This window comes from Rhizobium sp. LjRoot254 (genome assembly GCF_964254105.1).
In the GTDB taxonomy this organism is placed as follows: Bacteria; Pseudomonadota; Alphaproteobacteria; order Rhizobiales; family Rhizobiaceae; genus Rhizobium_E.
On record NZ_CAXUSM020000002.1, the window covers coordinates 1 to 21,456 of the forward strand.

The window sequence follows — 21,456 nt, forward strand, 5'->3', positions numbered from 1 at the left end:
ATGGGTGGGTTCAAGGATGAAGTGCGACTTGCAATGCGTACAACGCCCGCACCGCGCTTACACGCCAGTTGCATCGCGTGAGCCCGTTTGCAAACCGGCGCGAGAAATCCCTGACTGTTATCTTTTCATCTTTTGTGTTGACGTATGTTGAAAAAATAACATAGCTTGATTTCGGAGGTATCAAAAAGTTGATGCCACAAAGCGCCGGGAGGAACGCGACCATGAAAATTTTGAGGTTGATTGCGACGAGTCTAGCAGTTGGTGTTGCCGCGTTCGCGGTGCTGCCGGCGACCGCTGCCGAGGTTATTCGGATCGTTTCGCCTTTTCCGACGACCACGCTCGATCCGATGCGTTCGGCCGGAGCAGGAAACATCGAGACTTATGGCCAGCTCTATGCCCGCCTCTTGCAGCGGAACCCTACCACCGGGGCGTTGGAGCCAGGGTTGGCAGAGAGTTGGGATGTTTCTGCCGATGGCCGTACCTACACCTTCCATTTGCGTAACGCGCAATTTTCCGACGGTTCGCCGATTACGGCCGGCGACGTGACATTCAGTCTCGAGCGCATCCGCACTGACAAGAAGTCGGCTTATCCGGCACCTTTGGGCGCGGTCGAGTCCGTGTCTGAAGCCGATCCGAGGACGGTCGTGATCACGTTGAAGTCCGCATTTGCGCCATTCCTCGGCAATCTCGAAATCTGGAACATGGGTATCGTGTCCAAGGCCGACGTCGAGAAGCAGGGAGCAGAGAAGGCATTCGCGACCGCTCCGCTCACGTCTGGTCCCTATTCGGTAAAGGAATGGAAGCCCAACGAGAAGCTGGTGCTGCAGCCCAATGCGCACTATTGGCGCAAGGGTTATCCGAAATCGGACGCAACCGTCGAGCTTCGCGAAGTGGCCTCGCCGGAAACCCGCGTCGCCATGCTGAAAGCCGGCGAGGCTGACGTGATGCGCTCGGTGCAGTGGGCACAGATCGACGATCTAAAGGCGACTGACAGCGTCGATATGCGGCTCGAGCCGTCTACCACGATCTACATGACCCTGCTGAACAACAAGCGCGAGCCCTTCTCCAACATGAAGGCTAGGCAGGCTGCGGCCTATGCAATCGACAACAAAGCCATGGCGAAGGCAATTACACGGGGCTATGCCCAACCCGCCAACACGACCCTGCCGGGCAGCATCGATTTCCATGACAAGGACCATCCGGGCATTCCCGTCGATATCGCGAAGGCAAAACAGTTGCTGGCCGAGTCCGGCATGGAAGGTCGCGAAGTCAAGATCCTTGCGACCTCGGGCGCTACAGAACAACAAATGGCTCTCCTCCTTCAGGCACAGTGGCAGGCAATTGGCCTGAAGCCGGTGATCGTGAATGTAGATTCCGGTGCGTGGTGGGATGCGACCGGCAAGGGCGACTACGATGCGGCGGCCAACTGGTGGTACAACGAAACGCCTGATCCGGATCTCGCCGTTCGCTGGGCGGTTTGCGGCTCGTGCGGCTCGAATTCCTACAACACGTTCTACTCCAATCCTAAGGTGGATGAATTGGTCGAGCAGGGAACGAAGGAAGCCAACCCAGTGAAGCGCGCGGAAATCTACAAGGAAATCCAGAGGATTACGACCGAAGAGGTTGCGCAGATTCCGCTCTATTATGCTCCAAACGCGGTCGCCTACTCCAAACGCCTTGAAGGGATCAAACTCACCCCGACACTGCAGTGGACGCTCGAAGACACGACGGTCGCCAAGTAAGCGGAAACAGAAAGGCGGTGTGCTGATCCAGAAAGCACACTGCCGTTCCCCCTCGTTGGAGAATGAGTTTGAACCTACTGCTACTTGTGATGCGGCGGCTGCTGCAGCTATTCGGCGTGTTGATCGGGATCAGCGCCGTAACATTCCTGCTTTTGCATCTCGCCCCTGGCGATCCAGCACGCTTGCTTGCTGGTGATCGGGCGAGTGCCGAGACGATCGCAGCCATCCGCGCTGAATACGGGCTGGATCAGTCGCTCTGGCGACAATATGCGACCTATTTTCTCAACCTCCTCAGCGGCGATATCGGCCAGTCATTGCGCTTCCAGCGGCCGGTCAGTGAACTGATATCGCAGTTCATGTGGCCGACATTGTTTCTCACCGGATACGTGGTGGTACTTGCCGTCCCTCCGACGGTGGCACTCGCCATCGCCAGCGCCCGCAAACCCGGAGGCACTGTTGACCAGATGGTCCGCATCATCGGCATCGTCGGGCTGACCATTCCGGTATTCTGGCTCGGCATCATGATGTCGCGGTTCTTCGGTGTGGGCCTCGGCTGGTTTCCTGTCTCGGGTTACGGCGAAGGATTCACCGAGCATCTGCATCACCTGTTCCTGCCCGCACTTTCTACCGCGATCTGGCTTGTTCCGGTGCTGATTCAGAGTCTTCGTGCCGCCCTGATCGAGAAGGCGACCGCCGATTTCGTCACGGCCGCTCGCGCACAAGGCGCAAACGAACGAGAAATATTCTGGCATACGATCCTGCCGAACTCCGTTCTGCCGACATTGAACCTGCTTGGGGTCATGATCGCCTTCATGATCGGTGGGGCGATCATCGTCGAGACCGTCTACGCGGTCCCCGGCCTCGGCTCGCTGATGGTTGGGGCGCTTCTCGGGCGGGACTATTACGTCGTCCAGGGTCTAACCCTTGTCTTTGCCTGCTCGACGGTTCTGGTCACGTTGGCAGTCGACCTGATGTCGGCGTTCATCGATCCGCGCATCCGACTGTGAGGAAAGCCACCATGTCATACGTTTCAGCTTCACCCCCAGCATCCCGACACGCCATCCATCTGAGCCCGATGATGATGATCGCGATCGCGATACTCGGTGGATGGCTCCTTGTTGCGTTGGCGGCGCCGCTCATCGCCCCCTACGATCCCGATGCCATCGACATCAGCAGCATGCTGGCAGCGCCTGATAGCGCGCATTGGTTCGGCACCGATCAGGTCGGGCGCGATGTCTTTTCAAGGGTCATATATGCGGCGCGCGTCGATCTCTTCCTCTGCGTGATCGGGGTGCTGCCGCCGCTTCTTATCGGTACTTTCGTCGGACTGCTGAGCGGCTATTTCGGTGGTGTGATCGATAGCCTTTTCATGCGGCTCTACGATTTGACCGTGGCCTTCCCGTTCTTCGTTCTTGTTCTCGCGATCGTCGGCGTCCTGGGACCCGGCCTCGTAAATTTCGTCATTGCCCTCACGCTTGTCGGATGGGTCAGCTATGCGCGTCTGGTCCGGGCGGAAGTGCTAACCGTTCGCGAGAGCGAATACATACGGGCCACGGAGTGCCTCGGCTATCCAAAGCGAGCTATCCTCTTTCGTCACGTGCTTCCGAACGCCTTCGGACCGATCATTGCCTACGCTGTCAGCGACGCGGTGCTCGTGATGCTCGCCGGTGCGAGCTTCGGATTTCTCGGCATGGGCGCCCAGCCGCCACTCGCCGAATGGGGGGTGATCATCGCCGATGGGCAAGCCTTCGTGCAGCAAGCCTGGTGGATCTGCCTGTTTCCCGGTCTTGCCGCCATTTCGCTTGGACTGGGCTTTGCCTTTCTCGGAGATGGCCTGGGGCAGATGCAGCGCCGTGAGGTTGCCCAATGAACATGTCCAACAATGTGCCGCCCCTCCTTAAGGTAGAAGACCTCATGGTCGCCTTCGGATCGGTTGCCGCCGTGAAGGGGGTGTCGTTCGAAGTGCGGGCCGGGGAAATTCTCGGTATCGTCGGGGAAAGCGGTTCAGGAAAGTCCATGACCTGCCGCGCCCTGATGGGTCTCCTGCCCGGACTTGCCAAGGCGGAGGGACGGGTGAAATTCCAGGGCCGCGAGCTCCTCGGCCTCGCTGAGGATGAGTTCTGCGCCATTCGAGGGCGCGAGTTGGGAATGATCTTCCAGAATCCCGCTTCCCATCTCGACCCGTTGCGCCGCATAGGAAAGCAGATCGCCGCGCCCATGGTTCGGCATCTGGGGCTTTCCAAACGGGAAGGCATGTGCCGGGCAATCAGGCTGCTCGAGGATGTCGGCATCCGCGATCCCGAAACGCGTGCCCGCTCCTATCCGCACGAATTCTCCGGTGGAATGAAGCAGCGGGCGATGATCGCGGCGGCAATCGGCTGCGGCCCGAAATTGCTTATTGCCGACGAACCGACCACGGCGCTCGATGTCACGGTTCAGGCACGCATACTCCAACTTTTGAAGGACCTGAGCCAGAAGCGCGGGTTGGCGATTATCCTGATTTCCCATGATCTCGCCGCAGTTTCGGAAATCTGCTCGCGCGTCGTGGTGATGCGTCATGGCGAGATTGTCGAGCAAGGCCCGACTGAGGAGATCATCAATCGGCCTAAGCACGCCTATACCCGGCTTCTGATCGCTTCCCAGCCTGGGCGTGGGAGAGGTTCTGTTGAAGCAACCAGCATCTCGGAGGCCGCCGCGCCGTTGCTTTGTGTCGAAAAGCTCTCGGTATCCTTCTCTGCCGCACGCGGCATTTTCGCAGGCGTTGCGGCAAAGGGAGCATCTTCGTTTCTGGCTCTCGATGGGATTGATCTACAGATTGCCGCTGGCGAAACGATCGGGATCGTCGGAGAGAGCGGATCAGGAAAAAGCACGCTGGCTCGGGCGATCGTGCTCCAGAACAGACCGAGTGCTGGCGTCATCCGTGTCGAAGGACAGGACGTTCACGCCCTGAAAGGCAGGGATCTGGTCCGCTTCAGGCAGCAGGTTCAGATGGTTTTTCAGAACCCTTACGACTCGCTCAATCCACGGATGACCGTTTGCGAAGCGGTCGCCGAACCACTGTGGAGGCATGGTCTTGCAGATCGTCGTGCGGCGCTTGTTCGCGCAAATGAACTGCTTGATATGGTTGAGCTGCCGAGCGCATTGCGAGAGCGCAAGCCGCGCCAGTTGTCAGGTGGCCAATGCCAGCGTGTCGGTCTGGCGAGAGCGCTAGCCTTGCAACCACGTTTGCTGATCGCCGACGAGATCACATCCGCACTTGATGTCACCACCCAGGCCCAGATTCTTGAACTCCTGGGCCGCCTGCAGCGCGAGCAGAAGCTGACGCTTCTCTACATTTCCCATGACCTTGCTGTCGTCAACAGCATCTGCCAGCGGGTCTACGTCTTCAAAGGCGGCCGGATCGTCGAGAACGGGTCGACCGAGCAGGTTCTAAGCCGGCCGCAAGATCCCTACACGCGCGAACTCGTGGGTTCGGTAACGCACATTTTTTCCAATAGCCATGCACAGCAAGGAATAGGCCATGCGCCTTGATGAATATGTTACGTATGACGGAATTGGCCTCGCTCAATTGTTGGCAAAAGGCGACGTGACGCCTAGAGAGCTTGGTGTCTGTGTCCAGAAGGCGGTTTCAGCGGTCAACCCGACAATAAACGCCGTGGTTGAGCTCTACGACGATGCCATCGACAGCCTTCCTGAGACACCCCGTGCGGGGCCCTTTTACGGCATTCCCACTTTGACGAAGGATTTCCCCATTGAGGCCGGCCGACCTGCCGAATTCGGCAGTCAGCTCGCAAAGGGAAACCGTGCCGCCCACGATGCCGTGTATTGGCAGCGCCTGCGGGACGGCGGAATTGTCAATGTCGGCCGCACTGCGAGTTCGGAGTTCGGCGTGCCTGCCACGACGGAAACGCTGCTCTACGGCGCGACAAGCAATCCGTGGGATCCCGCGCGCGGCGTTGCCGGCTCGAGTGGCGGCGCCGCGGCGGCAGTTGCTGCTGGTATCGTGCCCTTCGCGCAGGGTAGCGATGGCGGCGGATCGATCCGCAACCCGGCCGCATTTTGCGGTCTCATCGGCCTGAAGCCTTCACGTGGACGCGTGACAGGCTCGCCGCGCGCCAATGCGCCGCTGCTCGGCCTTGCATCGGCATTCATGTTGACGCGATCGGTGCGCGACACTGCCCTTCTTTTAGATCTGTGTCATGGCCCCGATGCTGGCGATGGATATGAGATCGTTCAGCAGGCGGAAACCTATAGTGACGCGGTGAAACGCTCACCAAAAGGCCTACGCATCGCGCTCTGCACGGAGTCCTGGTCAGGGAGCCGCGTTGCGCCGGAAATTACTGCCGCGGTCGGAACGATCGGCTCCAGGCTGGAATCCCTCGGCCACCATGTCGAAGAAGCCGTGCCGCAATTCGACTATGCGGAATTTCTTTCGGCTCAAAAGATGATCTGGGCCGCCGACTGTGCCGCCGGTTTGCCGGCGATGGCTGCGCATATGAGGCGGGAAATCAACGCGGACGCCGTGGGAGCGAGCGTGCTCGCCCTTTATCGATACGGCCTCACTGTGACCGGCGCCGATCTGGTCAATGCTCTCGCGGTCTATGATCAGGTGACGCGGCAGCTGGGCCGGTTCCTCGACAACTATGACCTGCTGCTCACCCCGACGAGCGCGATCCTTCCCGAGCCGATTGGCGCCTATGATCCGGCCCGACCGGGCATGGATGCAGATGATGTCTTTGCGGATCTCGAACCGAAAGAGACATTCACGGCGCTTTTCAATGCCACCGGACAACCGGCCATTTCGCTACCGATCAGTCGGTCAGGAACCGGCTTGCCCATCGGCGGCCAGTTCGTCGCCAGGTACGGCCGCGAGGATTTGCTGCTTGCAGTTGCCGGGCAACTTGAGGACATTCTGGGGCATGGTCAGGGCATCTGGGGACAGGGAGTGCCCGCCGTGCATGCAGGTAAGTTCCAGGAGCAATCGACGTGGCAATGACGAATGGTGAAAAGCCGGCTGACGGCCAGGAGCAGAGCGGAGACAAAATCGATATCGAGGCGCTGCTGCGCGCTCGCATGACCGAATTATCCCCATCCGAACAGAGCCTTTGCGCATACATGCTCGACAACATCCAGATTCTGCCCTTCGAGACCGGAAGCAGCATAGCGCGCGCCGTCGGCGTCAGCGAGATGACCGTCACGCGATTTGTGCGCGGACTTGGCTTCGAAAGCCTGCGCGATCTCAAAGGCCGGATGCGCGATTCCGTTGCAGAGAAGGACGGAGAAATAGACGACTACATGGCGCGCTTCCAGGTGCGCAACAGCCGTCAGCAGGAACTGCAGGACAGCCTGCGGCTGGAGCTGGATGCGATCGTGAAGACTTATGCTCTCGCCGCCACCGATCTCTGGGACGAGGCAGCCACGGCAATCGCCAAGACCCGAACCATCTACGTTGTGGGTTTCCAGGCCTCCAAAGGCTTGGCAATGGATTTCGCCAGCCGATTGCTTTGGGCGCGGCCGAACGTCATCTTCGTGGAGAACGCAACCGGGACTTTTGGCGAGATTATCGCAGCTGACACCAAGCAGAGCCTTGTCGTGTTGGTGGATACCGCAGCCTACGCGACGCGCGGCGTAAAGCTGGCGGAAAAGCTCAAGGCTTTGGAAATGCCGCTAGTGATCGTTACCGACAAGTACAGTCATTGGGGCTTCACCTACACGCCACTCGTCTTCGAGGGCCACACGCATGTGAAGACATTCTGGGATTCAACAGCCAGCCTCGGCGTCATCCTCAACCTGATGATCGACTCGGTCGCCATAAAGCTCGGGCCAAAGGCCAAGCGCAATTTTGCAACGATGAGCGAACTTGGGACCCTCTTCGGCGAGTTCGTCGGTGGAAGCTATTTGCGGCGCAAGGATTGAGGCGGCTCAATATAATGAAGGCAAGATAATATGAAATTTGACGGTGATTTTGCATTCCGTGATCCGAATACTCCGGGCGCCCCCCTCATTCCACGGGAAGATTGGGATCGCGCGCCCTGGAACCGCTGGTCCTTTCAGAATGTGCGCGACATCCTGCCCACGACCCGGGTCTGGCGCGGTCCGGGTCCAGTGACCCCGCTACCGACAGCGCTTCAGGACGTCGACAGCATCGCATATGAAATCGACGGTCACACTGACACGATCGCTGGCTTCTTGCAGGCGAACTACACAGACGGCTTCCTCGTTTTGCATCGCGGCAAGGTCGTTGCCGAGCGATACCTGAATGGAATGGCCACCAGGACCCCGCATTTGTCGCAATCGGTGGCAAAGTCCATAGTTGGCACAATAGCCGGGATCCTTATCGAGCGCGGTCAGATCGATCCGGACGCTCCAATTACCCAGTATCTCCCAGAGCTGGAGACCACCGCCTATCGCGGAGCAACGGTGCAGCACGTGTTGGACATGACGAGCGGCGTGCTATTCGATGAGACCTACATTGCGCTCGATTCCCACATGGCCCAGCTGGATGTTGCCAGCGGCTGGAAAAAAGGTCGCCAACCGGCCTGGCCTGGAACGGTATGGGAGCTGATTCTGACTCTCAAGCAGGCCGAATGTGAACATGGCGCCTCGTTCCGCTATCGTTCGATCGAAACCGATGTCTTGGCCTTCGTGTTGCAGCGTGCCAGCGGGATGTCACTTGCCGACCTGGTCAGCCATGAACTTTGGGGGCCAATTGGCGCCGAGGAGGATGCCTATTTTACCGTCGACCGCGCTGGCTATGCGCTGGGAGACGGTGGCTTCAATGCCACCTTGCGCGACTACGGGCGCTTTGCACTCATGCATCTCGGACACGGCGAGATCAATGGGCGCCGCGTGGTGCCCGCCTCCTGGATCGAGCAAACCCGCATTGGAAACAAAGGACTATTTGGAGACATCTATAGAGAGACGCTGCCGCAAGGATCATACTCCAATCAGTTTTGGATCGAGGATCCGCATCGTCGGGCGTACATGGCGAGAGGCGTCTTTGGCCAATTGATCTACATCGATCCGAGTTCTGACTTCGCTGTCGTTATACTATCGAGCTGGCCAGAATTCCTGAATACGCAACGCACGCGCACAGCACTCGCCGCAGTGCATGCCATTCGCGACGCATTGGATGGATAATCATTGCACGAACCCGGGCTACAACATTTGTCTCGAATGGTTCCATGCGAAGGGACGACGACAAGATCGTCCTCACCGAGCCCGGCAACTTCATCGAGCAGACGCCGCGCAGCCATCAGCCCGGTCGGGAAGCGGATGGGATGCTTCCAGGACAGCGATGCGTTCGCAGGCCGTGGCATAACCGTAACGCGTCACAACGACGCCCGAGAGCGGCCCGTCCCATAGCCGCTCGAAGACCTGTGCCATCTGGGCGGCCCCCTTGCCGGCGCCGATCACGACGGTGCGGCCACGGGGCTTATCGGGCAGAATGGCAGCCAGAACCTTGGCTGGATCGGCGGCAGCGACAGCCGCATGAAACATGCGTTTCGAGAAAAGCTTTCGGATTCGCAATTGCCGGCATATCTCTACCCTTTTGTCATCAAAAAGCCGGATCTCCCTCCCCCTGAAGAGAAGGAAGGCCAGCGTCAGGCCGTTGCCCGCTGCGTTCCGGCCGCGTCGCCGTCAGCTGTGGCCGCCCTGCCGAACCGTCCCTTCATCGCCTTGCCGGCAACATAGACCTCGGCAACGCAACGGTCGTCACCCATGGTTTGCAGGATGAACAGCTCTTCGGCCAGCGACCTCGCCGTTCGCATCCGAAGTTCCATCGCCGATTTGCCACGGCTGTCGAGAACGACGATATCGGCGTCGGCACCGGCGTGCAGAGAGCCGATGCGATCGTCGAGATCAAGCGCCCGCGCATTACCGAGTGTCATGCGGTAGAAGCTGTTGAGCGGCGATAGCCGCTGGCCCTGCAGGTGCAGCACCTTGTAGGCCTCGTCCATCGTCTCCAGCATCGAAAAACTCGTGCCAGCCCCGACATCGGTGGCCACCGACCAACGTGCACCGAGCCGATCGAAACGATCGCGGTCGAACAGCCCGGAGCCGAGGAAGAGGTTGGATGTCGGGCAGAAGACAGCGACGGCGCCGGTTTCGGCCAGAGCGGAAATTTCGCGGTCGCTCAGATGGATGCAATGGCCCAGCAGTGTCTTGCGGTCCAGCAGGTCATAGCGCGCATAGATGTCGGTGTAGTCCTTGGCGTCCGGATAGAGCGATGTCGCAAAGGCGATCTCGTCCCTGTTTTCGGAAAGATGGGTCTGGACGTAGCAATCGGGATGCTCGCGCACCAACGCCCGGCTCATCTCCATCTGCTCCGGTGTCGAAGTAATTGCAAAGCGCGGGCTGATGGCGTAATGCGCCCTGCCCCGTCCGTGCCATTTGCCGATCAGTCGCTTCGTCTCGTCATACCCCTGCAGAGGCGTGTCCCGCAGCGCTTCCGGTGCATTGCGGTCCATCATCACCTTGCCGCCGACCATTAGCATGCCACGCAGTTCGGCGGCGGTGAAATAGGCATCGACGCTTTCCGGATGAACTGAGCAATAGGCGACAGCCGTCGTCGTGCCGTTCGACAGCAGCTCGTCCATGAACCGCCCCGCGATGAAGGCGGCATGCTCCGGTTCGGCGAATTTCTGCTCCTCGACGAAGATATAGGTGTTCAGCCATTCGAGCAGTTGCGCGCCATAGGAGGCGATCGCCTGTGTCTGGGGGAAGTGCAGATGGGTGTCGATGAGGCCGGGAAGCACAAGGTGAGGCCGATGGTCGGCAACTGCCACGTCGGCGTCCACACGTTTGCGGACATCGGGATAGTCGCCGATCGCGGCCACCTTGCCGGACCGGACGAGAACGGCGCCGTCCTCGAAATAGCGATAGGAAGCGGTGTCATCGATGCCTTGTGGCTCCTCGATGAAAGTGAGCACGCGTCCGCGGATCAGCAACTCGTTCATTCGGCGTTTCCTCCCTTGACGGCCGTTTCATACCAGGAGACCAGCAGCCGGCGTTCCTCATCCGAAATGGCGGTGACATTGGCCGGCGGCATGGCATGCGAGCGGCCCGCTTGTAGATAAATCTCCCGAGCATGGGCGACGATCTCGGCGTCGCTCTCCAGCATCACGCCCTTGGGCGCGACCACGATGCCATCCCAACCCGGTTCCCTCGCATGGCACATCGAACAACGCCCGAGCACCGTGTCGCGCACTTTGGGAAATGCTTGCGCGGTGATGAAATGCCGCTGTGCTTCGGTTAGCCGCTCCGGTTCACCGGTCAGCACCCTGGGCACGGTCGAGAGCCACATGATGACGATGAATAGCAGCGCGGTGGCCAGCCATGTCCAGGTCGGGTTGCCGGCATTGGCATGACGCGTGTTGAAATAGTGCCGGATAGTCACGCCCATCAGGAAGACCAGCGAGGCGATGATCCAGTTGAACTCGGTCCCGAATGCCAGTGGATAGTGGTTCGACAGCATCAGGAACAGCACGGGTAGTGTCAGGTAGTTGTTGTGCGTCGACCGCTGCTTGGCGATCCTGCCATATTTGGCATCCGGCGTGCGGCCCGCAATGAGATCGGCCACTACGATCTTCTGGTTGGGGATGATGATGAAGAAGACGTTGGCCGACATGATCGTCGCGGTGAAGGCGCCGAGATGCACGAACGCCGCCCGACCGGTAAACAGCTGTGTGTACCCCCAGGCCATGCCGACCAGGATGACGTAGAGCAGCACCATCAGCCGCGTATTGTCGCGCCCCAGCGGCGACTTGCAGATCAGGTCATAAAAGATCCAGCCGAAGCCGATGGAAGCGAGCGAGATGGCAATTGCCGTCGTCTTGGAAACATCGAGCACCGCGGGGTCGATCAGATAAAGGTCGGCGCCGGCATAATAAACCATGCAGAGCATGCCGAAGCCGGAAAGCCAGGTGACGTAGGATTCCCATTTGAACCAAATGAGGTGCTCAGGCATGTTGGCCGGCGCCACCAGATACTTCTGGATGTGATAGAAGCCACCGCCGTGCACCTGCCATTCTTCGCCATAGGCTCCGTCAGGCAGGTCCGGTCGCTTGCGCAGACCGAGGTCAAGGGCGACGAAATAGAACGACGAACCGATCCAGGCGATGCCCGTGATGACGTGGAGCCAACGGACGGCAAACGTCAGCCAGTCCCAGACAATGGCATACTCATACATGGTGGCTCCCCCTTCCGGGAGACTAATGCCATCCGGCGATCTTCTCCGAAATGCCGGTTAATCCTCAACACTTTCAAAAAAATCTATAAGATCGATCGGGCTGCGGTAGGTTTCCGATATGGTAAGAGAATTTCATGTCTTATCTCGATAATGTGCGTGTCTTCGTCCGGGTCGTCGAACTTGGGACACTCTCTTCCGCCGGTCGCGACCAGCGCGTGACGCCCGCCGTTGCCAGCAATCGCATCAAGGAGCTCGAAAGGCATCTCGGGGTTCGCCTCTTCAACCGCACCACGCGCAAGCTTTCGCCGACCGAACACGGCCTTGTCTTCTATCAGGGTGCGATCAAGATCATCGAGGCGGTGGACGAGGCGGAAGGGGCGGTGGCCGATCTCTCGCACAATCCCAGGGGATCGCTGCGGATCACCGCGCCGCTTGGCATCGGGCGACGGCTGATCGCTTCGGGCATTCCGGAGTTTCATGACAGGTATCCCGACATCGAGGTGCGCGTTCGTCTCTCCGACCACAATGTCGACATCCTCAGCGAAGGTGTCGATGTCGCCTTCAAGCTCGGCGTGCTGGAGGATTCCAACCTGCGCATGCGCGGCATTCTGACGTGCCAGCGGGTCGTCTGCGCAGCCCCCGCCTATCTGGAGAAGCGTGGCACACCCCAGACCCCGCACGCGCTGATCGATGACCAGCACGATTGTCTGCTGCTGCGCTATCCCGGCTCCAAGGAATACTACTGGAACCTGCGGACGCCGGATGGCATCCGCAAGTTCGAGATCGGCGGCCCCTATGATTCCGATGATGGCGACGTGCTGACCGATTGGGCGCTCGAAGGCCGGGGCATCATCAACAAGCCGCTGTTCGAGGTGAAAACCCATCTGAACGACGGCACTCTGGTGGAGATCTTGAAAGATACGCCGCCGGCAAGCGTGCAACTGGCCGCCATCTATCCGCACAAGCGCCTTCAGGATCCCAAAGTCCGCCTGATGATCGACTTCATGGCAGAGCGCTGCCAGCGGATGATCGGCGAGATGCTGGAATGACGCTACGACGCTCTCGTCGCCTCCCAGCGTCGGCCGTGGGCGCCATCGACCTGCTGCGCCTGATAGCTCAACGCCGCCACCGTGATTTCGGCGGCCGCCAATGCGGCAATCACCGCCGGGCGCTTGTCTTTTAAGGCTGTGCCGCCGATTGGACAGGTCAGGCCGGCGAAGCGGTCGGAGTGACCGACCTCTCGCGAAAGCCAATTCTTGAAGGTCGCGCGCTTGGTCCCCGAGCCGATCATGCCGACGTAAGCGGCATCGGTACGGCCCAGCGCTTCAGCCGTGATCAGGAAGTCGAGAGCGTGGTCATGTGTGAGGATGACGAACGAGCTGCCAGCCGGCGCGGTACGCACCACCGCTTCAGGCATCGCCGTCAGACAGGTTTCGATGCCAGGCACGTTTGACGCCGAAAGCTCTTCTTCCCGCGTATCCACCAGTGTGATCCGCGACGGCACCAGCGACAGGGCCATGACCAGCGCACGGCCGACATGGCCCGCGCCGAAGACATAGACATGAGGACGCACGGCCAGTTCCCCGTCGCTGCTTGCGATCAGGCGTGTTGCCAGTGCGGAGTCCATGGCGGCGAACGACAGACCGACACGGCCGCCGCAACATTGGCCGATTTCAGGCCCGAGGGGGACGCTCATCTTGCCCGCCGGTGTCGATTGCCGGAGCGCGCGTCGAGCCTGATCGATGGCCATGTATTCGAGCTGGCCGCCGCCGATCGTGCCGAAGATGCAATCTGCCGCCACCAGCATCCAGGCATCGGTGTCGCGCGGCGTCGAACCCGCGGCATCCGTCACCTTGACCAGCATGCATTGCGGATTTCGACGCAGGAAGCTCCTGATATCCTCACGCAGCGCCGCCATCGCATCTACCCCTGCCGGCAGCCCGCAGCCGTTCGACAGCCATCAGCACCCGCTCTGGTGTCGCCGGCGTATCGATGCGTGGCGGTATCCGATAATCCGCAACGCTTGCCGCCGCCATCGAGATCGCCTCCAGCACCGAGATCGGCAGCATGAAGGGCGGCTCGCCGACCGCCTTGGACCGGCGGATCGTTTCTTCCGGATTGACCGACCATTCAGCCAGCTTGACGTTGAATATGCGCGGCCGGTCGGAGGCAAGCGGGATCTTGTAGGTCGATGGCGCATGGGTCCTGAGCTTGCCCTTGGCATCCCACCAGAGTTCTTCCGTCGTGAGCCAGCCCATCCCTTGCACAAAGGCGCCTTCGATCTGGCCGATATCCAGCACCGGATTGAGTGACCGGCCGACATCGTGGAGGATGTCGGCGCGATCGACCCTGTATTCGCCGGTCAATGTATCGACGCTGACCTCGGAGCAGGACGCCCCATACGCATAGTAGAAGAACGGCCGACCGCGGCCATCGGCGCGATTCCAGTGGATCTTCGGCGTCTTGTAGAAACCTGTGGCCGAAAGCTGGATCCGAGCGCCATACGCAATCCTGATGAATTCGGCGAAGCCAAAGCGCTGGGAGCCGACGCGAATGGTATTCGGCTCAAAGGCGATCTCCGACTCGCTGACGCCGTAGCGCTCGGCGGCGAACGCCACCAGCCGCGCCTTGATCTGCTGCACGGCATTGGCAGCCGCCATGCCATTGAGGTCCGAGCCGGAGGAGGCAGCGGTCGCCGACGTGTTCGGCACCTTGCCGGTGGTCGTCGCTGTCACCTTGATCCTGTCGAGATCGACCTGGAACTCGTCGGCAACCACCTGCGCGACCTTGGTATAGAGCCCCTGCCCCATTTCTGTGCCGCCGTGGTTCAGATGGATCGAGCCATCCGCATAGACATGCACCAGCGCTCCGGCCTGATTGTATTCCGTCTTGGTAAACGAGATCCCGAATTTCACCGGCGTCAGCGCGATGCCACGCTTGATGACCCGGCTTTTGCCATTGAAGGCGAGAACCTCCTTGCGCCGCGCCGCGTAATCGCAGGAGGTCTCCAGCTCCTCGATGATGCGGCCGATGATGTTGTCCTCGACGGTCTGGTGATAGGGCGTCAGATTGCGCCCCTCGCCACCATAGAAATTGAGCTTGCGGATTTCGAGCGGATCCTTGCCCAGGGTATAGGCGATATCCTCGATCATCCGTTCGCCGCCGACCATGCCCTGTGGCCCACCAAACCCACGGAACGCCGTGTTGGATACCGTATTGGTCTTGAGTGGCCGCGACCGTAGCCGGACATGCGGATAGAAATAGCAGTTGTCGGCGTGAAACAGTGCCCGGTCGGTAACGGGGCCGGAGAGGTCGGCCGAAAATCCGCAGCGCGCCGAAAACACCGCATCCACCGCCTCGATCCTGCCGTCGGTGTCGAAGCCGACCTTGTAGCCGACATGGAAGTCATGTCGCTTGCCGGTCGCCGTCATGTCGTCGTCACGGTCGGGGCGGATCTTGACCGCGCAGCGATATTTCCTGGCAGCGACCGCAGCGACGGCGGCAAACAGGTTTGCCTGCGTTTCCTTGCCGCCGAAAGCACCGCCCATCCGCCGCACATTGATCGTCACGGCATTGGATGGAACGCCCAGCACCTGGCCCACCATATGCTGCGTCTCGCTCGGATGCTGGGTCGAGGAGTAGATCGTGATCTCGTCATCTTCGCCGGGAATGGCAAGCGAGATCTGGCCTTCGAGATAGAAATGATCCTGCCCGCCGATGCGCATTTCGCCTTCGATAATATGCTTCGCCCGTGCAAAACCGGCGGCGATATCGCCCCGCTCCAGCTTCAGCGGATCGATCACGAGCGGATAGTTGGCCGCCGCCGCTTCCAGGACATCGGTCACATGCGGACGATCCTGGTATTCGATCTTTACATTTGCTGCTGCACGCCGGGCCGCATCGCGTGTGGTCGCGATGACGGCGAAAATCGGCTGGCCATGGAACTCGACCTTGCTAGTTGCAAAGACCGGATCGTCATGCTTGTGCGCCGGGCTGACATCGTTTTCGCCGGGAATATCGGCTGCAGTCAGCAGGCCGATGACGCCGGGCGCCGATCTCACCGCCTCGAAATCCATCGACAGGATCTCGGCATGGGCACGTTGCGACAGGCCTAGATAGGCATGAAGCGTGCCGGCCGGCTCCGGAATGTCGTCGATATATTCGGCCGTGCCCATCACATGCTTGTGGCCGGATTCGTGGCGTTCGTTTTCATGAACGCCGCCGCGGATGCTTTCGATGGGCTGCATCACATTCATCGTGTCATCTCCTCACACCGCCAGCGTGATCTTGTCATCCAGCCGCACCCGCTCGTCGCCCTGCGTTTCCAGATAGAAACGGCGTAAGAGGTTTTGCGCCACCAGAAGCCGATACTCCGCCGAGGCCCGCCAGTCGGTGAGCGGCGAGTAGTCGTCACCCAGTGCCGCCGCGGCAGCCTCGATAGTCGCATCGTTCCAGGGAGCTCCGACCAGAACAGCTTCGGCATTGGTGGCTCGTTTGGGCGTGCCAGCCATGCCGCCGAATGCGATGATCGCGCTGGCCACCTTGCCTTGCCCGTCGAACGCAACACGGAAAGCGCCGCAGACTGCGGAAATGTCCTCGTCCCGCCGCTTGGTGATCTTGTACACCGCCAAGCGGGCCGCCTCGTCAAGGTAGGGAATGCGCACCGCCTCGATGAACTCGCCGGGTAACCGGTCCTGCCGGCCATATTCGAGGAAATAGCGCTCGAGCGGCATGACCCTACGCCCACCACCTTTGCGCAGGACGACGGAAGCACCGAGCGCGATCAGCGGCGGCGGTGTGTCGCCGATCGGCGAGCCATTGGCGATGTTGCCGCCGATCGTGCCCATGTTGCGCACCTGCTGGCCACCGATGCGGTCCCAAAGCTCGCGCAGCTGCGGGAAATGTTCCGATATGACCGGATAGGCCTCGGTGTAGGTGGCGCCGGCGCCGAGCGTGATGCCGGTCTCGTCCAGTGCGATGCGGCGCAGCTCGTCGAGATGGCTGATGTGCATGACCGGTGTGATGTCGCGCATGAACTTCGTCACCCAAAGGCCGACATCCGTCGAGCCGGCGACGATCCGCGCCTTCGGCTCCGCCTCAAACAGCGCGGCCAGATCATCGACGGATGCGGGAAGGATGATCCGCTCGGCGCCTTCGCCGATCATCACGCGCCTTCCGTCCTTCAATGCTTCCAACTGTCGGCTGATCTCTTCGCGCTCGATCACCAAAGGGTCCTGATCGAGCTCGCCGATAGCCGAGACCGCCTGGGCGGCGCGGACGATGGCGGCATAGCCGGTACAGCGACAGAGATTGCCCTGCAGCGCCTTCTCGATCTCGTCGATCGAAGGCCTGGTGTTTTCCATCCACAGCCCATAGAGCGACATGACGAAGCCCGGCGTGCAAAAGCCGCATTGCGAGCCGTGCATGTCGACCATGGCCTGCTGCACGGGATGCAGCGGGCCATTGGCCGCGGCGAGCGAATCCACAGTGACAACGTGGCAGCCATCGAGCGAACCGACGAAGCGGATGCAGGCATTCACCGATTCGTGTTTCAGCCGCCCGTCGAACAGGCGGCCGACCAGGACCGTGCAGGCCCCACAGTCGCCTTCGGCGCACCCTTCCTTGGTTCCACGCAAATTGCGGTCGATACGCAGGAAATCGAGAAGCGTCTGGACCGGCGAGACAGCGGACAGTTCGACAAGTCGGTGATTGAGCAGGAAGCGGATCGTGTTGCGAATGTCGATGGCCATGCTTCAGCTCCCGCGATAAGTCGAATAGCTGTAGGGCGAAAGCAGCAGCGGCACGTGATAATGCGCCGCCTTGTCGGCAATGCCGAAGCGGATGGGGATGACGTCGAGAAACGGCACGCCACCGGTGGTGCGGCCGAGATAATCTCCGGCATGAAACCTGAGCTCATAGACACCTGGTTTCATCCGATCGCCACTGAGCAACGGTGCATCGCAGCGACCGTCGTCATTGGTCCTGGTCGAGCCGAGTGGCTCCGCCAGTTCGCCTATAATCTGGAAAAGCTCGATATGCAGGCACGCGGCCGGTTTGCCGCACGCGATGTCGAGCACATGGGTCGTCAGCCGACCTCCGCCTGCCGCTTGCGATTGCATGGTTTCACCTCCCGGGACTGCATTCCATCAATCACTATCCGTGACCTGACTTCCCCTGAGTAGCCGGCTGGTCGTTCGAGACTTTCAAATTTTTCGAGGGGAATGAGTTGCGCGTTTTCTGGCTAGGAATCGACCAATCGCAAGTTTGGGAGGAACGGCTGCATGAGATATCCCCGGGATCTGCACGGTTACGGCGCCACACCGCCGGATGCCGCCTGGCCTGATGGTGCGCATATCGCCGTGCAATTCGTCGTCAATTACGAAGAGGGTGGCGAAAACTGCGTGCTGCATGGCGATGCCGCATCCGAGGCATTTCTATCCGAGATAGTCGGCGCGCAACCCTGGCCCGGCAAGCGGCACTGGAACATGGAATCGATTTACGACTACGGCGCTCGTGCCGGCTTCTGGCGGTTGCACCGGCTGCTGACAGAGAGCGCGGTGCCGGTCACAGTCTACGGCGTGGCCACCGCGCTGAAGCGCTCACCGGCGCAGGTCGCGGCCATGCAGGCGGCCGGCTGGGAGATCGCGTCACACGGGCTGAAATGGGTCGAGCACAAGGACATGGAGCCTGACGAAGAGCGCCGGCAGATCGCCGAGGCGGTCCGGCTACATGAAATCGTCACCGGCGAGCGTCCGCTCGGCTGGTATACCGGTCGCTGTTCGGAAAACACCGTCGATCTGATCACCGAGTACGGCGGCTTTGCCTACGTTTCCGACAGCTATGCCGACGACCTGCCTTACTGGCACGAACACGATGGGAAGCACCAGCTTGTCATTCCCTACACGCTCGACACCAACGATATGCGCTTTGCCACCGCGCAGGGCTTCAACAGCGGCGACCAGTTCTTCAGCTATCTCAAGGATACGTTCGACGTGCTCTATGCCGAGGGGCGCGCCGGTGCACCGAGAATGATGAACATCGGCCTGCATTGCAGACTTGCTGGACGGCCGGGGCGTATTGCGGCCCTTGGTCGGTTCATCGACTATATGAAGAACCACGACAAGGTCTGGCTTGCTCGGCGGATCGACATCGCCAACCATTGGGTCCGGGCTCATCCCTTTCGGGAACATAAGGATCGCCCATCGCAACTTTCCGAGGAAGCGTTTGTGTCCCGCTTCGGCGGCATCTTCGAACACTCGGAGTGGATCGCCCGCCGCGCGTTCGCCGATGAACTCGGCCCCGCCAACGACACGGCAATCGGCTTGCATGCAGCCTTGACCGCAGTTTTCCGTAGCGCGACCGAAGCAGAGCGTCTCCGCGTGCTCAACGCCCATCCCGACCTTGCCGGCAAGCTCGCACAGGCCAGACGACTGACCGAAAACTCGACCAGCGAGCAGGTCTCCGCCGGGCTTGATGCCCTGACCGATGCGGAGCGCGCGCGCTTCACCCAACTCAACAGCCGCTACGTCGAAATTTTCGGCTTTCCGTTCATCATCGCGGTCAGGGGCCTGAGCAAGGACGATATCCTTGCTGCCTTCGAAAGGCGCATCGGCAATGACCACAAAATCGAGTTCAACACCGCCTGCCGCCAGGTGGAGAGGATCGCTCTTCTCCGCCTGTCCAGGATGCTGCCAAACTGAGGGCGTCGGGCCAGATCAAAAAAGGAAGTACCTCATGAAGACGATCGCCATCCAGCCACTGACCCGAGAAGCATTCGCCCCCTTTGGCGAAGTCCTCGAAACCGAGGGCGCCGCAAGCTTCCCCATCAATGGGGGAAAATGCATGCGCTACCACGACCTCGCCAAGATCGAGACGACAGGCGAGAAGGCCCGTCCGATGATCAGCCTGCTCCGCGCCGAGCATTATGCGTTGCCGCTGGAACTGAAGATGGTCGAGCGGCACCCGTTCGGCAGCCAGGCCTTCATTCCACTGAGTGGTAATCCGTTTCTGGTTGTCGTGGCTGAACAAACGGAGCAAGGCCCCGGCGAACCGATCGCCTTCAGGACTGCTCCCGGCCAGGGCGTCAATATTGGCCGCAACGTCTGGCACGGAATTCTCACGCCTCTCGACGCCACCTCCGACTTCGCCGTTGTCGACCGGGCCGGCGAAGGCGTCAATCTTGAGGAGCATTTTTACGAAAAGCACTATCTGATCGGCTGACCCTGTCAGACGCCGCCGAAAGAGGCCGACCCTTCGTAGTCGGCCTCTTTCGTGTGGCATCAAAGCATGGTCTTAAAGTCAAACGGCCGAACCACAAGCAGCGGTCCGGCCGATCTCGCGTGGCACAATCATGCCACAGCGGAATTTAAGACGAACGCTCGGCTAAAACACCACCACGCCGCGGATGCTTTCGCCCGAATGCATCAATTCGAAACCCTTGTTGATGTCTTCGAGCGGCATCGTGTGGGTGATCATCGGATCGATCTGGATCTTGCCGTCCATGTACCAGTCGACGATCTTCGGCACGTCGGTGCGGCCGCGCGCGCCGCCGAAGGCGGTGCCCATCCAGGTGCGGCCGGTGACCAGCTGGAACGGACGGGTGGAGATTTCCTGGCCGGCGCCGGCAACGCCGATGACGACCGACTTGCCCCAGCCGCGATGCGAGGCTTCCAGCGCCTGGCGCATGACCTTGGTGTTGCCGGTGCAGTCGAATGTGTAATCGGCGCCGCCGATCTGGTCGGCGCCGCGTTTTGTCAGGTTGACGAGGTGGGCGACGATGTCGCCTTCGACTTCCTTCGGATTGACAAAGTGAGTCATTCCAAAGCGTTCGCCCCAGGACTTGCGGTCATTGTTGATGTCGACGCCGATGATCATGTCGGCACCAGCGAGGCGCAGGCCCTGTAGAACATTGAGGCCGATGCCGCCGAGGCCGAAAACGACCGCCGTTGCGCCCATTTCCACCTTGGCGGTGTTGATCACCGCGCCGATGCCGGTGGTGACGCCGCAGCCGATGTAGCAGATCTTGTCGAAAGGGGCGTCCTCGCGCACCTTGGCAACGGCGATTTCCGGCAGCACGGTGAACTGTGCAAAGGTCGAACAACCCATGTAATGGTGGATCTTGTCCTTGCCGATCGAAAAGCGCGACGTGCCGTCCGGCATGACGCCCTGGCCCTGGGTCGACCGAATCGCGGTGCAGAGATTGGTCTTGCGGCTCAGGCAGGACGGGCATGAGCGGCATTCCGGCGTATAGAGCGGGATGACATGGTCGCCCTTCTTGACCGAGGTCACGCCCGGGCCGACATCGACGACGATGCCCGCGCCCTCATGGCCGAGAATGGCGGGGAACAGGCCTTCGGGATCGGCGCCCGAAAGCGTGAAGTCGTCGGTGTGGCAGATGCCCGTTGCCTTGACCTCGACGAGCACTTCGCCGGCCCTTGGGCCTTCGAGCTGCACGGTCATGATTTCAAGTGGTTTGCCGGCCTGTACGGCCACGGCGGCGCGAACATCCATAGTTATTCTCCA

At 60.6% G+C, this 21,456-nt stretch carries 17 protein-coding genes and 1 pseudogene; 10 read left to right on the forward strand and 8 right to left on the reverse strand.

The window, feature by feature from the left end:
• The first annotated feature begins 191 nt into the window (after positions 1–191).
• The 7 genes from ACSQ26_RS28645 (at position 192) to ACSQ26_RS28675 (ending at position 8,882) form a co-directional block, all read left to right on the forward strand.
• Positions 192–1,742, forward strand: coding sequence for an ABC transporter substrate-binding protein (locus ACSQ26_RS28645; RefSeq protein ID WP_436015551.1), 1,551 nt, complete (start codon positions 192–194; stop codon positions 1,740–1,742).
• A 62-nt stretch (positions 1,743–1,804) separates the two neighbouring features.
• Positions 1,805–2,749, forward strand: a complete 945-nt coding sequence (locus ACSQ26_RS28650) for an ABC transporter permease (protein ID WP_436015553.1) — start codon at positions 1,805–1,807, stop codon at positions 2,747–2,749.
• Between the two features lie 68 nt (positions 2,750–2,817).
• Positions 2,818–3,612, forward strand: a complete 795-nt coding sequence (locus ACSQ26_RS28655; protein WP_436015758.1) for an ABC transporter permease — start codon at positions 2,818–2,820, stop codon at positions 3,610–3,612.
• A 2-nt stretch (positions 3,613–3,614) separates the two neighbouring features.
• A complete protein-coding gene (locus tag ACSQ26_RS28660) occupies positions 3,615–5,273 on the forward strand; it encodes a dipeptide ABC transporter ATP-binding protein (RefSeq protein ID WP_436015555.1) in 1,659 nt (552 codons plus the stop codon).
• Entirely contained in the window at positions 5,263–6,738 is a 1,476-nt protein-coding gene (locus tag ACSQ26_RS28665) for an amidase (protein ID WP_436015557.1), read from the forward strand. Before ACSQ26_RS28660 ends, ACSQ26_RS28665 begins: the two co-directional genes overlap by 11 nt.
• Positions 6,735–7,658, forward strand: coding sequence for a MurR/RpiR family transcriptional regulator (locus ACSQ26_RS28670; RefSeq protein WP_436015760.1), 924 nt, complete (start codon positions 6,735–6,737; stop codon positions 7,656–7,658). Before ACSQ26_RS28665 ends, ACSQ26_RS28670 begins: the two co-directional genes overlap by 4 nt.
• Positions 7,659–7,688: 30 nt before the next feature.
• Positions 7,689–8,882: a serine hydrolase domain-containing protein gene (locus ACSQ26_RS28675; protein WP_436015559.1), complete on the forward strand. Its 1,194-nt coding sequence runs from the start codon at positions 7,689–7,691 to the stop codon at positions 8,880–8,882.
• 56 nt (positions 8,883–8,938) lie between these two features.
• On the opposite strand, the pseudogene ACSQ26_RS28680 reads toward ACSQ26_RS28675, so the two are convergent.
• The 3 genes and pseudogenes from ACSQ26_RS28680 to ACSQ26_RS28690 form a co-directional block, all read right to left on the reverse strand.
• Positions 8,939–9,282, reverse strand: a pseudogene (locus tag ACSQ26_RS28680) (DUF4147 domain-containing protein); the annotation flags it as partial.
• Positions 9,283–9,346: 64 nt separating this feature from the next.
• Positions 9,347–10,702: a guanine deaminase gene (gene guaD, locus ACSQ26_RS28685; protein WP_436015561.1), complete on the reverse strand. Its 1,356-nt coding sequence runs from the start codon at positions 10,700–10,702 to the stop codon at positions 9,347–9,349.
• Positions 10,699–11,934, reverse strand: coding sequence for a urate hydroxylase PuuD (locus tag ACSQ26_RS28690; RefSeq protein WP_436015563.1), 1,236 nt, complete (start codon positions 11,932–11,934; stop codon positions 10,699–10,701). The genes guaD and ACSQ26_RS28690 overlap by 4 nt, the downstream gene beginning before the upstream one ends.
• Before the next feature lie 134 nt (positions 11,935–12,068).
• Between ACSQ26_RS28690 and ACSQ26_RS28695 the strand changes: the two genes are divergently transcribed.
• A complete protein-coding gene (locus tag ACSQ26_RS28695) occupies positions 12,069–12,983 on the forward strand; it encodes a LysR family transcriptional regulator (RefSeq protein ID WP_436015565.1) in 915 nt (304 codons plus the stop codon).
• A 2-nt stretch (positions 12,984–12,985) separates the two neighbouring features.
• On the opposite strand, the gene xdhC is transcribed toward ACSQ26_RS28695, so the two are convergent.
• Genes xdhC through uraH form a run of 4 tightly spaced genes read right to left on the reverse strand, consistent with a single transcriptional unit; the run spans position 12,986 to position 18,053 of the window.
• Entirely contained in the window at positions 12,986–13,852 is an 867-nt protein-coding gene (gene xdhC, locus ACSQ26_RS28700) for a xanthine dehydrogenase accessory protein XdhC (protein WP_436015567.1), read from the reverse strand.
• Positions 13,836–16,190 carry a xanthine dehydrogenase molybdopterin binding subunit gene (gene xdhB / locus ACSQ26_RS28705; protein ID WP_436015569.1) on the reverse strand — a complete coding sequence of 785 codons (2,355 nt, stop codon included), beginning with the start codon at positions 16,188–16,190 and terminating at the stop codon, positions 13,836–13,838. The genes xdhC and xdhB overlap by 17 nt, the downstream gene beginning before the upstream one ends.
• A 12-nt stretch (positions 16,191–16,202) precedes the next feature.
• Entirely contained in the window at positions 16,203–17,684 is a 1,482-nt protein-coding gene (gene xdhA / locus ACSQ26_RS28710; RefSeq protein WP_436015571.1) for a xanthine dehydrogenase small subunit, read from the reverse strand.
• A gap of 3 nt (positions 17,685–17,687) precedes the next feature.
• Entirely contained in the window at positions 17,688–18,053 is a 366-nt protein-coding gene (uraH, locus tag ACSQ26_RS28715; protein ID WP_436015573.1) for a hydroxyisourate hydrolase, read from the reverse strand.
• Between the two features lie 162 nt (positions 18,054–18,215).
• Here uraH and puuE point away from each other — a divergent pair, with 162 nt between their 5' ends.
• The gene (puuE, locus tag ACSQ26_RS28720; protein ID WP_436015575.1) at positions 18,216–19,634 is read left to right on the forward strand and encodes an allantoinase PuuE; all 1,419 of its coding nucleotides are present in this window, start codon (positions 18,216–18,218) and stop codon (positions 19,632–19,634) included.
• Positions 19,635–19,668: 34 nt separating this feature from the next.
• A complete protein-coding gene (locus ACSQ26_RS28725) occupies positions 19,669–20,154 on the forward strand; it encodes an ureidoglycolate lyase (RefSeq protein ID WP_436015577.1) in 486 nt (161 codons plus the stop codon).
• Positions 20,155–20,316: 162 nt separating this feature from the next.
• On the opposite strand, the gene ACSQ26_RS28730 is transcribed toward ACSQ26_RS28725, so the two are convergent.
• Positions 20,317–21,444, reverse strand: coding sequence for an S-(hydroxymethyl)glutathione dehydrogenase/class III alcohol dehydrogenase (locus tag ACSQ26_RS28730; protein WP_436015579.1), 1,128 nt, complete (start codon positions 21,442–21,444; stop codon positions 20,317–20,319).
• Positions 21,445–21,456 lie beyond the last annotated feature (12 nt).

Coding starts and splice junctions, on each gene's coding strand:
- ACSQ26_RS28650 (WP_436015553.1), top strand. CDS start 1,805: ATGAGTTTGAACCTACTGCTACTTGTGATGCGGCGGCTGCTGCAGCTA.
- uraH (WP_436015573.1), bottom strand. CDS start 18,053: ATGCAATCGCAAGCGGCAGGCGGAGGTCGGCTGACGACCCATGTGCTC.
- puuE (WP_436015575.1), top strand. CDS start 18,216: ATGAGATATCCCCGGGATCTGCACGGTTACGGCGCCACACCGCCGGAT.
- ACSQ26_RS28730 (WP_436015579.1), bottom strand. CDS start 21,444: ATGGATGTTCGCGCCGCCGTGGCCGTACAGGCCGGCAAACCACTTGAA.
- ACSQ26_RS28675 (WP_436015559.1), top strand. CDS start 7,689: ATGAAATTTGACGGTGATTTTGCATTCCGTGATCCGAATACTCCGGGC.
- ACSQ26_RS28645 (WP_436015551.1), top strand. CDS start 192: ATGCCACAAAGCGCCGGGAGGAACGCGACCATGAAAATTTTGAGGTTG.
- ACSQ26_RS28690 (WP_436015563.1), bottom strand. CDS start 11,934: ATGTATGAGTATGCCATTGTCTGGGACTGGCTGACGTTTGCCGTCCGT.
- ACSQ26_RS28660 (WP_436015555.1), top strand. CDS start 3,615: ATGTCCAACAATGTGCCGCCCCTCCTTAAGGTAGAAGACCTCATGGTC.
- ACSQ26_RS28725 (WP_436015577.1), top strand. CDS start 19,669: ATGAAGACGATCGCCATCCAGCCACTGACCCGAGAAGCATTCGCCCCC.
- guaD (WP_436015561.1), bottom strand. CDS start 10,702: ATGAACGAGTTGCTGATCCGCGGACGCGTGCTCACTTTCATCGAGGAG.
- xdhA (WP_436015571.1), bottom strand. CDS start 17,684: ATGGCCATCGACATTCGCAACACGATCCGCTTCCTGCTCAATCACCGA.
- ACSQ26_RS28695 (WP_436015565.1), top strand. CDS start 12,069: ATGTCTTATCTCGATAATGTGCGTGTCTTCGTCCGGGTCGTCGAACTT.
- ACSQ26_RS28665 (WP_436015557.1), top strand. CDS start 5,263: ATGCGCCTTGATGAATATGTTACGTATGACGGAATTGGCCTCGCTCAA.
- ACSQ26_RS28655 (WP_436015758.1), top strand. CDS start 2,818: ATGATGATGATCGCGATCGCGATACTCGGTGGATGGCTCCTTGTTGCG.
- xdhB (WP_436015569.1), bottom strand. CDS start 16,190: ATGAATGTGATGCAGCCCATCGAAAGCATCCGCGGCGGCGTTCATGAA.
- xdhC (WP_436015567.1), bottom strand. CDS start 13,852: ATGGCGGCGCTGCGTGAGGATATCAGGAGCTTCCTGCGTCGAAATCCG.
- ACSQ26_RS28670 (WP_436015760.1), top strand. CDS start 6,735: ATGACGAATGGTGAAAAGCCGGCTGACGGCCAGGAGCAGAGCGGAGAC.